This window comes from Enterobacter sp. TMH.L2 (assembly GCF_050847315.1).
Taxonomy (GTDB): domain Bacteria; phylum Pseudomonadota; class Gammaproteobacteria; order Enterobacterales; family Enterobacteriaceae; genus Cedecea.
In genome coordinates, this window is record NZ_CP193791.1 from 3,297,417 (window position 1) to 3,310,247 (window position 12,831).

Annotated in this window: 11 protein-coding genes; 6 read left to right on the plus strand and 5 right to left on the minus strand. The window is 55.8% G+C overall.

Translation table 11 applies throughout. The features are described 5' to 3' along the window. Positions 1–64 precede the first annotated feature (64 nt). Genes ACREYP_RS15865 through ACREYP_RS15875 form a run of 3 tightly spaced genes read left to right on the plus strand, consistent with a single transcriptional unit; the run spans position 65 to position 2,878 of the window. Entirely contained in the window at positions 65–1,216 is a 1,152-nt protein-coding gene (locus tag ACREYP_RS15865) for an ABC transporter permease (RefSeq protein ID WP_336819894.1), read from the plus strand. Next, positions 1,216–2,163 carry an ABC transporter ATP-binding protein gene (locus tag ACREYP_RS15870; protein WP_336819895.1) on the plus strand — a complete coding sequence of 316 codons (948 nt, stop codon included), beginning with the start codon at positions 1,216–1,218 and terminating at the stop codon, positions 2,161–2,163. Before ACREYP_RS15865 ends, ACREYP_RS15870 begins: the two co-directional genes overlap by 1 nt. Then, positions 2,147–2,878, plus strand: a complete 732-nt coding sequence (locus ACREYP_RS15875) for an ABC transporter permease (protein WP_039291356.1) — start codon at positions 2,147–2,149, stop codon at positions 2,876–2,878. The genes ACREYP_RS15870 and ACREYP_RS15875 overlap by 17 nt, the downstream gene beginning before the upstream one ends. Here ACREYP_RS15875 and ACREYP_RS15880 read toward each other — a convergent pair. The 4 genes from ACREYP_RS15880 to ACREYP_RS15895 form a co-directional block, all read right to left on the minus strand. Beyond that, entirely contained in the window at positions 2,859–2,951 is a 93-nt protein-coding gene (locus tag ACREYP_RS15880; RefSeq protein WP_409335219.1) for a YohO family small membrane protein, read from the minus strand. The genes ACREYP_RS15875 and ACREYP_RS15880 overlap by 20 nt on opposite strands. Before the next feature lie 122 nt (positions 2,952–3,073). Continuing rightward, positions 3,074–3,829 carry a MerR family transcriptional regulator gene (locus ACREYP_RS15885; protein WP_336819897.1) on the minus strand — a complete coding sequence of 252 codons (756 nt, stop codon included), beginning with the start codon at positions 3,827–3,829 and terminating at the stop codon, positions 3,074–3,076. A gap of 258 nt (positions 3,830–4,087) precedes the next feature. Next, positions 4,088–5,236 carry an integrase core domain-containing protein gene (locus tag ACREYP_RS15890; RefSeq protein WP_498880972.1) on the minus strand — a complete coding sequence of 383 codons (1,149 nt, stop codon included), beginning with the start codon at positions 5,234–5,236 and terminating at the stop codon, positions 4,088–4,090. 245 nt (positions 5,237–5,481) lie between these two features. Further along, complete coding sequence (locus ACREYP_RS15895) at positions 5,482–6,048, minus strand: YceI family protein (RefSeq protein WP_008456331.1); 567 nt, start codon at positions 6,046–6,048, stop codon at positions 5,482–5,484. A gap of 277 nt (positions 6,049–6,325) precedes the next feature. Here ACREYP_RS15895 and ACREYP_RS15900 point away from each other — a divergent pair, with 277 nt between their 5' ends. Together ACREYP_RS15900 and folC are read left to right on the plus strand one after the other, a co-directional pair. Next, positions 6,326–7,189, plus strand: coding sequence for a dioxygenase family protein (locus tag ACREYP_RS15900; protein ID WP_008456329.1), 864 nt, complete (start codon positions 6,326–6,328; stop codon positions 7,187–7,189). Positions 7,190–7,237: 48 nt separating this feature from the next. After that, positions 7,238–8,521 carry a bifunctional tetrahydrofolate synthase/dihydrofolate synthase gene (gene folC / locus ACREYP_RS15905; protein ID WP_008456328.1) on the plus strand — a complete coding sequence of 428 codons (1,284 nt, stop codon included), beginning with the start codon at positions 7,238–7,240 and terminating at the stop codon, positions 8,519–8,521. Between the two features lie 75 nt (positions 8,522–8,596). Here the strand turns inward: folC and bglX are convergent, their stop codons facing one another. Beyond that, positions 8,597–10,894, minus strand: coding sequence for a beta-glucosidase BglX (gene bglX / locus ACREYP_RS15910; protein WP_336709383.1), 2,298 nt, complete (start codon positions 10,892–10,894; stop codon positions 8,597–8,599). A gap of 176 nt (positions 10,895–11,070) precedes the next feature. On the opposite strand from bglX, the gene dld reads away from it, so the two are divergent. Beyond that, a complete protein-coding gene (gene dld, locus ACREYP_RS15915; RefSeq protein WP_498880973.1) occupies positions 11,071–12,804 on the plus strand; it encodes a D-lactate dehydrogenase in 1,734 nt (577 codons plus the stop codon). Positions 12,805–12,831 lie beyond the last annotated feature (27 nt).

Here is a 12,831-nt window from a genome sequence, read left to right on the forward strand (position 1 = left end):
TCTGCCTCAAACAGTCGACAACGCCGGTTGTCGGCTGTTTGTCATCAATCTGCTGGAATGACGTTTGCTAAAAATTCATAACAGGGTACTGCTGCTGCTGGTGTTACTGCTGGCGGCCGCCTTGATGTTACTCCCGATCATCAACAACGCGCCTAACCGCCTGGTTTCCGGCGAGCCGCTGGGCATCACCCAGTTGCCCGGCACGCTGTATTACTGGCTGGCGATTCCTTTTCTGATGCTGGCTGGCCTGACGCTGGCCCCCGCCCGCGCCATCACTCAGCTGGTGATTATTGCCAGCGGCGAGCTGCTGTTTATCGGCCTGCTGTTACTGCTGGGACACACCGCGAGCCAGCTTGCCCTGGAGGGCAGTTCCCTCGCGCGTACTTCCCCCGGCAGCGGGCTGTGGCTGATGCTGGCGGTTTGCCTGCTGCTTTGCGCCGATGCGGCTAACAGACTCACGGCCAGCCCTTTGTGGCGGCTCTTGCTGAATCTCCAGGTCTGGGTCGTCCCCGTCGCGCTGCTGGCAACCGGCTACTTCAGCGATCTTTCGCTGATGAAGGAGTACGTCAACCGCCAGGACGTGTTTGACGATGCCCTGAGCCGCCACCTGGCCCTGCTGGCGGGTACTCTGGCTCCGGCGCTGCTGATTGGCGTCCCGCTGGGACTTCTTTGCTATCGCCGCCCGGCCTGGCAATCTGGCGTGTTTTCTCTGCTCAACGTGATCCAGACGGTGCCTTCCGTGGCGCTGTTTGGCCTGCTTATTGCGCCGCTGGCGGGTCTTGCCGCCTGGCTGCCGTGGCTGGGGAAAATGGGCGTGAGCGGGATTGGCGTCGCGCCTGCGCTGATTGCGCTGGTGCTTTATGCGCTCTTGCCGCTGGTGCGTGGCGTGGTGGCGGGTTTGCAGCAGGTACCGCGCAACATCGTGGAAAGCGCGCTGGGCATGGGCATGTCGCGGGCGCAAATTTTCTGGCGAGCGGAAGTGCCGCTGGCGTTGCCGGTGCTGCTCCGCAGCCTGCGTGTGGTCTGCGTGCAGACTATCGGCATGGCGGTTATCGCCGCGCTGATTGGCGCAGGTGGATTTGGCTCGATTATTTTCCAGGGGCTGTTGAGCAGCGCGCTGGATCTGGTTCTGCTTGGCGTGATGCCGGTTATCGCCCTGGCGGTGATCGTCGACGCGCTGTTTAAGCTGTTTATTTCTCTGCTGGAGGCAAAATAATGATCGAGTTCGATCGCGTCAGCAAATACTTCCACGGCGAAGCGGCGGTCAGTGATTTGACGCTGAACATCCTTGAAGGGCAATTCACCGTGCTGATCGGCACCTCCGGCTCAGGCAAGTCCACCACGCTGAAGATGATCAACCGCCTGGTAGAGCACGACGAAGGGCGCATTCGCTTTGCCGGGGAAGAAATCCGCAGCTTTGACCCGAAGGCGCTTCGCCGCCGCATGGGCTACGCCATTCAGTCCATCGGCCTGTTCCCGCACTGGACGGTGGCGCAGAACATCGCCACGGTGCCTGAGCTGCTGAAGTGGCCGAAGGCGAGAGTGGCCGAACGTATCGACGAGCTGCTGGAGCTGTTAGGCCTGGACGCCGCGCAGTTCCGCGACCGCTATCCGCACCAGCTTTCCGGCGGGCAGCAGCAGCGCGTGGGCGTGGCCCGTGCGCTGGCGGCCGACCCGGAGGTGCTGCTGATGGACGAGCCTTTTGGTGCGCTGGACCCGGTCACCCGCGCGACGCTGCAGCAGGAGATGATCCGCATTCATCAACTGCTGGGGCGCACCATCGTGCTGGTGACGCATGACATTGACGAGGCCTTAACGCTTGCCGACAACATCGTGCTGATGGACGGCGGCAAAGTTATCCAGCAGGGAACGCCGCTGGAGCTGCTGACCAACCCGGCCAACGACTTTGTGCGTGATTTCTTTGGCCGCAGTGAGCTTGGCGTCCGGCTGCTTTCACTGCGCCACGTCGCAGACAGCATTCGCGCCGATGAACGTCTGGAAGGGGAACCTATCCGGGCAGACATGACGCTGCGCGAAGCGCTCTCGCTGTTTATCGACCGTCAGTGCGAAAAACTGCCGGTGGTGGATGCCCAGAATAAGCCCTGCGGCGTGCTGCACTTTAGCGACCTGGTCAGGAGGAGAGAACATGCGCCTGCTGCGTGATCCTCTGCTGTGGCTTATCGCGCTTTTTGCTGCGCTGCTGGTGCTGCTGCCCTACACCAGCGGGCTGTTTAGCTGGCTGTTCCCGCAGCTGACGAGGCCGATGTACCAGCAGGACAGCTTTGTCTCTCTGGCGCTGGCGCACTTAACGCTGGTGGGTATTTCCAGCGTGGTTGCGGTGGTGATTGGCGTGGGGCTGGGGATTCTGGTCACGCGTCCGGCGGGGGAAGAGTTTCGTTCGCTGGTGGAGACCATTACCGCCGCCGGGCAAACTTTTCCGCCGGTGGCCGTCTTAGCCGTGGCGGTGCCGGTGATGGGGTTCGGGCAAGAACCGGCGATCATCGCGCTGGTGATTTACGGCCTGCTGCCGATTTTACAGGGGACGCTGGCGGGGATTGGGGCGGTGCCTGAATCCGCGCGCGAGATTGCGCTTGGCATCGGTATGAGCCGCGGGCAAATGCTGCGGAAAGTGGAACTGCCGCTCGCCGCGCCGGTTATTCTGGCGGGCATCAGGACATCGGTGATTATTAATATCGGCACCGCGACGATCGCGTCTACCGTGGGCGCTAACACGCTCGGGTCACCGATTATTATCGGGCTAAGCGGCTTTAATACCGCCTATGTGATTCAGGGCGCGGTGCTGGTGGCGCTGGCGGCAATTGTTACTGACCGCCTGTTTGAGCGCCTGGAAAGTTACGTCACGCGCCATGCAAAATAACGATGTAGCCGACCAGCATCACGCCGCCAATGCCGCCGATCGCCATAACCAGCATTCCGCCCACAAGGGCCATTTTTGACAGTTTCATCCGTTGCTCCGTTTGTTAACGAAGCGATTATAAAGGGAAGCGGGGTTGTTAATGAACCTTTGATTGTGACGAAGAGGGAAAAAGGCCATTTTCACTCTTTATTGCCGTCAGTCCGTGGGCTGTCTGCGCTCAACGTTACCCAGCACAAAAACGGGCAGCCCTGCGCTGCGCCACGATTCAATCTGGTCTATTTGCCGTTCTCCGGGGCAGTCACCGCACCAGACCAGCAGCGTTTGCCGGTCAAAAATCTCCGGTTTCAGGCTGCTCAGCGAATTAGCCAGCACGTCGACCCGCCAGCCTTGCTGGCTGGCAATCCACGCCGCCATCCACAGCCGCGTTGTGTCCTGCACGTTCCAGCCCACGACTAAAGCATCTCTGCCATTTTGCTTGCGCGCGGCGGCAATACACATCGCGATATAGTTGATCAGAGCGCCGTCCAGCAGGCTAAGCAGCGCGCACAGCGCAATTTGCTGCCCGTAAAGGCGGCGACGCAGCGGAAGATAGAGATGTTGCACCAGCGTGTGCGCCGGATAGATACGCCCAATGTCGGCTATCCAGGCGCGGAGCAGGTTGGGGTTGCCGCTTTGCAGATGGCGGAGCAGCGTTTCCTGCCGCTCTCCCCAGGCGTGTTCTTTTTCCCGGTTTTCACCGCTGAGTAGGCCTTTGACTTTGCTGACCTGCACGCCTTGCTCGATCCAGGTTTGGATCTCGCGGATCCGCTCGATGTCGGCGGAATCAAACAGGCGATGCCCGCCGTCGCTTCGCTTAGGTTTGAGCAACCCGTAACGCCGCTGCCAGGCCCGGAGGGTTACCGGATTAATATTGCAAAGCACAGCCACTTCTCCGATGGAATAAAGCGCCATAACGTCACCTGATACCTTAAGGGGAGGCCCTTACTAACTGTAGTAAGTTCTGGTGAGTTTGGCTTCATTGGGCGAGATTTCTTGGGGGATTGGCGTTGTTGCTTAATCACATTTCTCTTTCAAATCTTCCACAGATATCTTTCGCTCCGCAGTTATGCCGTTCACCGATAATTCAGTTTCCCTTGTACTTTCAGAGCACGTGAACGTGTCAGGGGGCATTACGCTGTATGAACCGGTCACATGGGTTACACCTTTCTCTCAATCTAACCTCAGGATACGGTGATTGATTCTGTCGTAATGCGCCAGTATCAGTTCACCAAATCCTATTTCGTCGCATTGCTCATTCAACGGTTTCATCCAGACCCACTCATTTCGTAGCGCTTCACTCAGAAATATTCGGGTACTGTTGAACCATAAATCTCCTCTCTGCGCGACTCTCAACATTCTGGCATTATCCGGGACAGGCATTTCTGTTCGTGGCCCCGTAAACTGTCTTTCCGAAGGTTTCCAGACCGAGGCCGGCGTTTTACCCTGAAGCGCTTTATGCGGCCTTATCTCGTTGAATTCCTTTCGCCATCTGTCAAACCATTGTTGCTGTTCTTCCAGAGAAGAAAATGAGCAATGTTGGTTGAGCGCTTCCTTCATTGTCCGGTGCATTCTTTCGTGACGCCCGTTTTCAGTCGGTTTACCTGGCCGGATACGTTCAGGAATAATGCCACATTTTAATAACCAGACGGACATGACACTCAACCCCCACACCCCATGTCCGGCAAAGGGTGCACCGTTATCAGTCCGTAATAATTGGGGCATGCCGTTTTCAATAAAAATGCGCTCGAGGCAGGAAACGACAAAGGCATTATTAGGGGAATAGGTCGCCTCACTGGCGAGGATGATCCGGCTGCAGTTATCCGTCAGCGTGAGCGGGTAACACCATTTCCCGTTAGCATGTTTAAATTTCCCTTTAAAATCAGCACTCCAGACATCATTGGGCTCTTTGACCTCATACAGAACATGGGGCTGTGTCGGCTTGAATCGAACAGGGGGGCGTGCTTTTACCAATCCATGAGACTTGAATATCTGGCCGACAGTGCTTGCGGCAGGGACACCGGGAGTATCCAGATTGAGCAGATATTGCCTGATTTTTTCTGGCCCCCACAGCATGTACTGCTTTTTAGTTTTCAGCAGCAACTGAACCATCGACTCAGGAATGGTGTTTTGATGATGGCGTGCCCTGGAACGGTCAGCCAGAGAGTTAACATCTTCGCCTGAAAAACGAGCTAACCACTTATAGCCCGTTTTACGGCTGATATTGAATCTGCGACAGGCATCGCTGACAGATAATCCGTCTACAAGGCATGCCATGACAAATTGCATTCGTTGCATGGTAACAGTCTCAAGCCAGGGCACGATAAACCTCCTCACTCAGTTTACCGTACCAGTTATAACCTGTTACCCATGTGCCCGGTTTAAAGTGTTACCTATGTGCCAGTTCATACAGCGTAGTGCCCCCTGACACGTTCACCGTGATCTGAGCGTATATGGGAAATCGATCCACGGGTGAACGGAAAATTGAAAGGTTAAAATAGGGACACCAACCACCTCAAAGAATAAGCAATTAAATACAAATACAACAAATACTTACATTAAAAAACCTAGCTAATCCTCGCGCGGATTTTAATCTCAATCGCAATACTGTCATCCACCACGGCCTCAAATTTATCCATATTAAAGGCGGCGCGGGAGATAACCGTTGTGGCACGTAATGAGAGGGCATTTTGGCCTGAAGTTAATGCGGGGGCGTTATCCAGACTCGCTTCCAAAACCACCGGACGCTGAACATTTTTTACCTGCAGCAGACCGAAAATCCGGTAACGCCCGGCCCCCTGGGCCACAACCCTGGTGCTGCTAAACGAGAGCGTCGGGTAATGTGCGGTATCAAAGAATAGCCCGCTCTGCAGTTGATAAGTCAGCAGGCTGTTTGAAGCCTGCAGCGTTGCGGCTGGGATGCGTACGCTGATGCTGTCGTGCATGTCGTTCCCTGCATCCAGCAAAAGTGAGCCAGTGACGCCGTCGAGGTGCGCCTGAGAAGTCCCGCCAAACGCGCGCCATGAAAGTTCTATCGCCGTTTGCGGCGTAAGGACGCTGTAGCTTTCCGGCGCGGCATAAAGCCAGGGGCTAATCGACAGCCCGAGGATTATTTTGAGAAGAATACGAAGCATGGAGTATTTCCGGTAGCGGACATACTCAGCTAACGTTTCACTGTCGCATTTTATTCATATTTATTTTTATTAATTTTTTGTTGATGCAATAAACTATAAAAACCAGACAAGCTCGTGAAGTTAGATGTCTAAGTTCTTAATAACCCCACAAAAATAATTAAACCAAAATTAATACACTTGATTACATTATTTCCAGAAGAAGATATTTAAAGTTTAAAAAGTCAGTGTCACATTGTGTGTCCCTACCCTACTCCTCGTGGCAACGAGACATAATAAAATGTTAAACATTGATGATAAAAATATTACCCAAGAAGTGCTTTCCAAAATTTCAATTCCCACCGACGACCGTATGCATACGATTTTTACTGGCCTGATCGAGCATTTGCATTCTTTTGCCCGGGATGTCCAGCTGACGGAGCAGGAGTGGGAGAAAGGCATCGAGTTTCTTACCCAGGTTGGAAAATATTGCAGCCCCGAGCGCCAGGAGTTTATTTTGCTTTCCGATGTGCTGGGATTATCTTCTTTGGTCATTGCGCAAAATAATCGCAAACCCGCCGGATGCACGGAATCTACCGTATTTGGGCCTTTTCATGTGGCAGAAGCCCCACGGCTTGAACCGGGAGAAGATTTTTCACAGGGCGCGCCGGGCACACCGTGGTTTGTAAGAGGCAAAGTAACCGGGATCGGCGGGGAAACCGTTGCCAATGCAACGATTGATATCTGGCATGCCGACGGCGAGGGCCAATACGATGTGCAGGCAGCGGATATTCACGGACTTCGGTGCCGCGGCGTCATGAAAGCGGATTTACAGGGAAACTTCTTTTTTAGAACAGTGGTTCCTGAGGCTTACGAGATCCCCAGCGACGGTCCGGTTGGCAGCCTGCTCGCCGCCCAGGGGAGGGCCGCGTGGCGCCCGGCGCATCTGCACTTCATGATCAATGCCGAGGGATACCAGCGTTTAATTACGCATGTCTTTAATAAAGAGGATGAATACCTCACTTCGGACAGCGTATTTGGCGTCAGAGCCTCATTGATTGCCGACTGGGTTAAGCACGCGCCGGGCATAGCGCCTGACGGTACGTTTTGCCCGCAATCTTTCTGCACCCTGGACTTCAATTTCGTCCTGAACCCGGCCAGCTAAAGCGGCAACCCCACCCCGCAGAGTTTAGTTTTAACCAAGGAATATTTGATGAGCAACCGCGCCAACATACCCGATCTCACCGCAGACTTACCCCGCTGGCTGGCTTACATCGACAGCCTTCATTCGCAGGTCATTGATATGAGCCTGGGCAGAATCAGGGACGTGGCAGCCAAACTGAATGTCTTACGGCCCGCCCCTTTTGTCTTTTTGGTCGGCGGGACCAACGGCAAAGGCACCACCTGCCATACCCTTGAAAAAGTGCTGATGCTGTCAGGGCACAAAGTGGGCGTCTTCAGCTCCCCCCACATGATGCATTATAAAGAGACCGTGCGCATTCAGGGCCAGGAGCTGTCGGACGCCGCCCACATTGCTGCTTTTGTTGAAATTGAAAAAGCGCGCGAGGCCACGACGCTCACGCCTTTCGAGTTCAATACGCTAGGCGCATTTTGCCTGATGAAATGGGCTCAGGTTGATGTCGCCATCATTGAGGTCGGCATGGGCGGCCGGGACGATGCGACCAACATTCTCACGCCGGATGTCTCTGTGATTACCAACGTGGCACTGGACCATGAAGACTGGCTGGGGAAAGGCGCCGAAGCCATCGGCGAAATCAAAGCGGGCATCTTCCGTAGTGGACGTCCGGCGGTGATTGGGCAAGTTCAGGCACCGGCATCATTGCTCCGCTATGCGGAACAGATTGGCGCGATTCCCCATCAGCGTGGAGTCAACTGGCAAGTAACAGACCGTAGAGATGCATGGGCGTTTAGCGATAACCTCGGCGAAATTGCGCCGCTGAGCCAGCCTAAAATGCCACGCGATAACGTGGCTACCGCACTAGCGGCTCTGCGCGTCAGCGGGCTTAAATTTGATCTTACCGCGCTGAGTGACGTCATTGATAAAGCCAATTTGCCGGGCCGTTTTCAAGTCATTAGCCATCAACCGACGGTGATTTTAGATGTGGCGCATAATCCGCATGCTGCGGCATATTTAGCGGAAAGATTGCGTAACTTCCCCATAAAGGGAAAGTGCCTTTTTGTAATCGGTATGCTTATTAATAAAGATATCAACGGCACTATTGAACAGTTAAAAGATCTCAACGGAGAGTGGTATTGCTGTGGTATTCAGGCGGGCCCCAGAAGCTCTAAAGCTGAAGATATTGCTCAGTATTTACCGAAGGCAAAAAACTTCCCGGATATTTTATCCGGCTGGGAAGCGGCTAAAGCTGACGCCAGTGCCGACGATGTGATTGTCGTTTGCGGCTCATTCTATTCTGTTGCGCCAGTATTAAACGAGCTAAATCTTGCCAGCGAAAATAATCAGGGAATACGCTAATCTTCAGCGAAGCATTGATTACACCTAAAAAAACAGCCACCTTTAAAGGTGGCTGCATTCTAATAATGCTCTGCTTTATTTCAGCTCAAATTCACCCTGCTGCACGCGGGCAGAATCGAGGCCGATAAACACGTTGAACTTGCCCGGCTCCGCATCGTACTTCATCTTCGCGTTCCAGAACTTCAGGGCGCTGATGTCGATTGGGAAGCTGACCGTCTGGCTTTCACCCGCTTTCAGCGCCACTTTCTTAAAGCCTTTCAGCTCTTTTACCGGGCGGCTCATGGAAGCGGTCACGTCCTGCAGGTACATCTGCACCACGGTTTCCCCTGCGCGGTCGCCGGTGTTGGTAACGGTAACCGACGCTTCAACTTTGCCGTCGCGCTTCATGCTTGGGGCGGAAAGCTTCACATCACCGACTTTAAAGGTGGTGTAGCTCAGGCCGTAGCCAAACGGATACAGCGGCCCGTTGGCTTCATCGAAGTAGCGGGAGGTATATTTGTTCGGTTTTTCCGGATCGTACGGGCGGCCGGTATTCAGGTGGCTGTAGTACGTTGGAATTTGCCCCACGGAGCGTGGGAAGGACATAGGCAGTTTGCCGGACGGGTTGTAGTCGCCGAACAGGATATCAGCGACGGCGTTACCGCCTTCCGTGCCGCCGTACCAGGCTTCCAGCATTGCGTCCGCCTGCTGATCTTCTTTCACCAGCGCCAGAGGACGACCGTTCATCAGCACCAGCACCAGCGGTTTACCGGTAGCCTTCAGGGCGGCAATCAGGTCACGCTGGCTCTGCGGCAACGTCAGGTTGGTGCGGCTGGACGCTTCGTGCGCCATGCCCTGGGCTTCACCGACCACGGCCACGACTACATCGGCGTTTTTCGCCGTCTTCACCGCTTCGTCGATCATCGCCTGCGGCGTGCGCGGGTCAACGGTGACCGCCGGTTCGTACTGGTTCAGGAACTCGACGATATCTTTTTCATCAGTAACGTTCGCGCCTTTCGCAAACACCACTTTGCCCTGCTGGCCGACGGCATTTTTGATGCCCTCCAGCGGGGTGACAGACTGCGCGGCCACGCCTGCGGCAGACCAGCTGCCCATCGCGTCACGCTTGCTGTCCGCCAGGGGACCAATCACCGCAATGGTGGAGGTCTTTTTCAGCGGCAGAGTCTGCAGGCGGTTTTTCAGCAGCACCATGCTCTCACGCGCCACTTCACGCGCTTCTTTGCGGTGCAGGCGGCTTTCCGCGTTGGTATCGACCGGGTCAGAATCCTTCGGCCCCAGGTGACTGTACGGATCGTTGAACAGCCCCATGTCGTATTTGACGTTCAGCACGTGGCGAGCGGCGTCATCCAGCTCTTTCATCGGCACCGCACCGCTTTTCACCAGCTCCGGCAGGTACTTGCTGTAATACTCGTCGCTCATGCTCATGTTGATGCCGGAATTGAGCGCAATGCGCACCGCGTCTTTCGGGTCGCTGGCTACGCCGTGCTTGATAAGCTCTTTAATCGCGCCGTGATCGGAGATGGTGATGCCTTTGAATTTCCATTCGTCGCGCAGCAAATCCTTCAGCAACCAGCTGTCGGCGGAAGCCGGCGTACCGTTCAGAGAGTTCAGCGCCACCATCACGCCGCCGCTGCCCGCGTCCAGCGCGGCTTTGTACGGCGGCATGTAGTCGTTGAACAGGCGCTGAGGGCTCATGTCGACGGTGTTGTACTCTTTCCCGCCCTCGACCGCGCCATAGGCGGCGAAGTGTTTCACGCTGGTCATCACCGAGTAGCGATCCGCCGGGCTTTTGCCCTGCATCGCTTCCACCATGGTGCGCCCCATCATCGAGGTCAGGTAGGTGTCTTCACCAAAGCCTTCGGACACGCGGCCCCAGCGCGGATCGCGCGAGACGTCCACCATTGGCGCCCAGGTCATGTTCAGGCCGTCGTCGGCGGCTTCATAGGCGGAAATCCGGCCCACGGTTTTGACCGCATCAAGGTTGAACGAGGACGCCAGGCCGAGGCTTATCGGGAAAACGGTACGCTGGCCGTGCACCACATCGTAGGCGAAGAAGAGAGGAATTTTCAGGCGGCTGAGCTGCATCACCTGGTCCTGCATGATGCGAATGTCTTCGCGGGTGACGGTGTTGAAAATGGCTCCCACCTGCCCGGCTTTGATCATTTCGCGGATGGCTTCTTTCGGGTTATCCGGGCCGACGCTTATCAAACGCAGCTGACCGATTTTTTCATCGGTGGTCATTTTTTTCAGCAGGTCGGTGACGTAGGCATCACGCGCTTCCGGCGTTAAAGGGTGCGGGCCAAACATTTCGTCGGCCAGCGCAGGCTGCAGCGCCAGGCTTACGGCAATCCCTACAGAACAGAGCCATTTCATCGGATTCACTCTCACAAGCTTTTGTTAAGGCGTGCAGTTTGCCACATCGCCATCACGGTAAGAAGAGCGTAGCCAAACCTGGCTGCTGATTTCGTGGAGATTTCCTCGTTACGCTCACGTTTTTCGGCGCTATGCTTAACGACAGGCTTTTTGATGCCATCACAAGGAGTGGATCCATGTCTGTTTTGATGACTTCCGATAATAAAACGCTGATAAACGAACTCTCTCGCCACGTTGGCTCGCACCATGTTTTAACCGACCCGGCCAAAACGGCCCGCTACCGCAAAGGCTTCCGTTCCGGCCTGGGGGAAGCGCTGGCCGTGGTCTTCCCCGGCTCTCTGCTGGAGCTGTGGCGCGTATTAAGCGCCTGCGTCGCGGCGGATAAAATCATTATTATGCAAGCCGCCAACACCGGCCTGACCGAAGGCTCAACGCCCAGCGGCAGCGATTACGATCGCGATATTGTGATTATCAGCACGCTGCGCCTCGACAAGCTGCATCTGCTGGATAAGGGCGAGCAGGTGCTAGCCTACCCAGGCACCACGCTTTACTCGCTGGAAAAAGCGCTGAAACCGCTCGGGCGCGAGCCGCACTCGGTGATTGGATCATCCTGTATTGGCGCTTCGGTAATCGGCGGGATTTGCAACAACTCCGGCGGGTCGCTGGTGCAGCGCGGTCCGGCATACACCGAGATGTCGCTTTTCGCGCGCATTGATGAAAGCGGCAAGCTGCAGTTGGTAAACCATCTGGGGATTAACCTTGGCACCACGCCGGAACAAATTCTTGGCGCGCTCGACGATGAGCGCGTGAAAGACAGCGACGTGCAGCACGATGGCCGCCACGCTCACGACCACGATTATGTCACCCGCGTGCGCGACGTGGAGGCCGACACGCCCGCGCGTTATAACGCAGATCCGGACCGCCTGTTTGAATCCTCCGGCTGCGCGGGCAAACTGGCGGTCTTCGCCGTCCGCCTCGACACCTTCCAGGCGGAAAAGCGCCAGCAGGTGTTTTACATCGGCACCAACCAGCCCCGCGTGCTGGGCGAAATCCGCCGCCATATTCTGGCCAACTTCGAAAATCTGCCGGTTGCCGGGGAGTATATGCACCGCGATATTTACGACATCGCGGAGAAGTACGGCAAAGACACGTTCCTGATGATCGACAAGCTCGGCACCGACAAAATGCCGTTCTTCTTCACCATGAAAGGACGCACCGATGCGATGCTCGATAAGGTGTCGCTGTTTAAGCCGCACTTTACCGACCGCTTTATGCAGAAACTCGGCGGCGTTTTCCCGGCGCACCTGCCGGAACGGATGAAAACCTGGCGGGATAAATATCCTCACCACCTGCTGCTGAAAATGGCCGGGGACGGGATCGATGAAGCCAAAGCATGGCTGAGCGAATATTTTAAAACCGCCGAAGGCGACTTCTTCGTTTGTACTGCGGAGGAAGGCAGCAAAGCCTTCCTGCACCGCTTTGCCGCCGCCGGGGCCGCCATCCGCTATCACGCCGTGCATGCGGATGAAGTAGAAGATATTCTGGCGCTGGATATCGCGCTGCGCCGCAACGACGAAGACTGGTTCGAAGAGCTGCCGCCGGAGATCGGCGATAAGCTGATCCACCGTCTCTATTACGGCCACTTTATGTGCCATGTCTTCCACCAGGATTACATCGTCAAAAAAGGCGTGGACGTGCACGAGCTGAAAGAGCAGATGCTGGCGCTGTTGCACGAACGCGGGGCGCAGTACCCCGCCGAGCATAACGTAGGCCATCTCTACAAAGCGCCGGAAACGCTGAAGCAGTTCTACAAGGCCAACGACCCGACCAACAGCATGAATCCTGGAATTGGCAAAACAACCCGGCGTAAAAGCTGGGCCGAAGACGACAGCGTGCAGGAGCACGGCTGACAGAGATAAGTTTCTCCTATGACGGGC

Bases quoted from the DNA above. Each gene is read 5' to 3' on its own strand.
- ACREYP_RS15895 (WP_008456331.1), bottom strand. From the start codon at position 6,048: ATGCTTCGTATTCTTCTCAAAATAATCCTCGGGCTGTCGATTAGCCCC.
- folC (WP_008456328.1), top strand. From the start codon at position 7,238: ATGAGCAACCGCGCCAACATACCCGATCTCACCGCAGACTTACCCCGC.
- ACREYP_RS15875 (WP_039291356.1), top strand. From the start codon at position 2,147: ATGCGCCTGCTGCGTGATCCTCTGCTGTGGCTTATCGCGCTTTTTGCT.
- bglX (WP_336709383.1), bottom strand. From the start codon at position 10,894: ATGAAATGGCTCTGTTCTGTAGGGATTGCCGTAAGCCTGGCGCTGCAG.
- dld (WP_498880973.1), top strand. From the start codon at position 11,071: ATGTCTGTTTTGATGACTTCCGATAATAAAACGCTGATAAACGAACTC.
- ACREYP_RS15885 (WP_336819897.1), bottom strand. From the start codon at position 3,829: ATGGCGCTTTATTCCATCGGAGAAGTGGCTGTGCTTTGCAATATTAAT.
- ACREYP_RS15900 (WP_008456329.1), top strand. From the start codon at position 6,326: ATGTTAAACATTGATGATAAAAATATTACCCAAGAAGTGCTTTCCAAA.
- ACREYP_RS15880 (WP_409335219.1), bottom strand. From the start codon at position 2,951: ATGGCCCTTGTGGGCGGAATGCTGGTTATGGCGATCGGCGGCATTGGC.
- ACREYP_RS15870 (WP_336819895.1), top strand. From the start codon at position 1,216: ATGATCGAGTTCGATCGCGTCAGCAAATACTTCCACGGCGAAGCGGCG.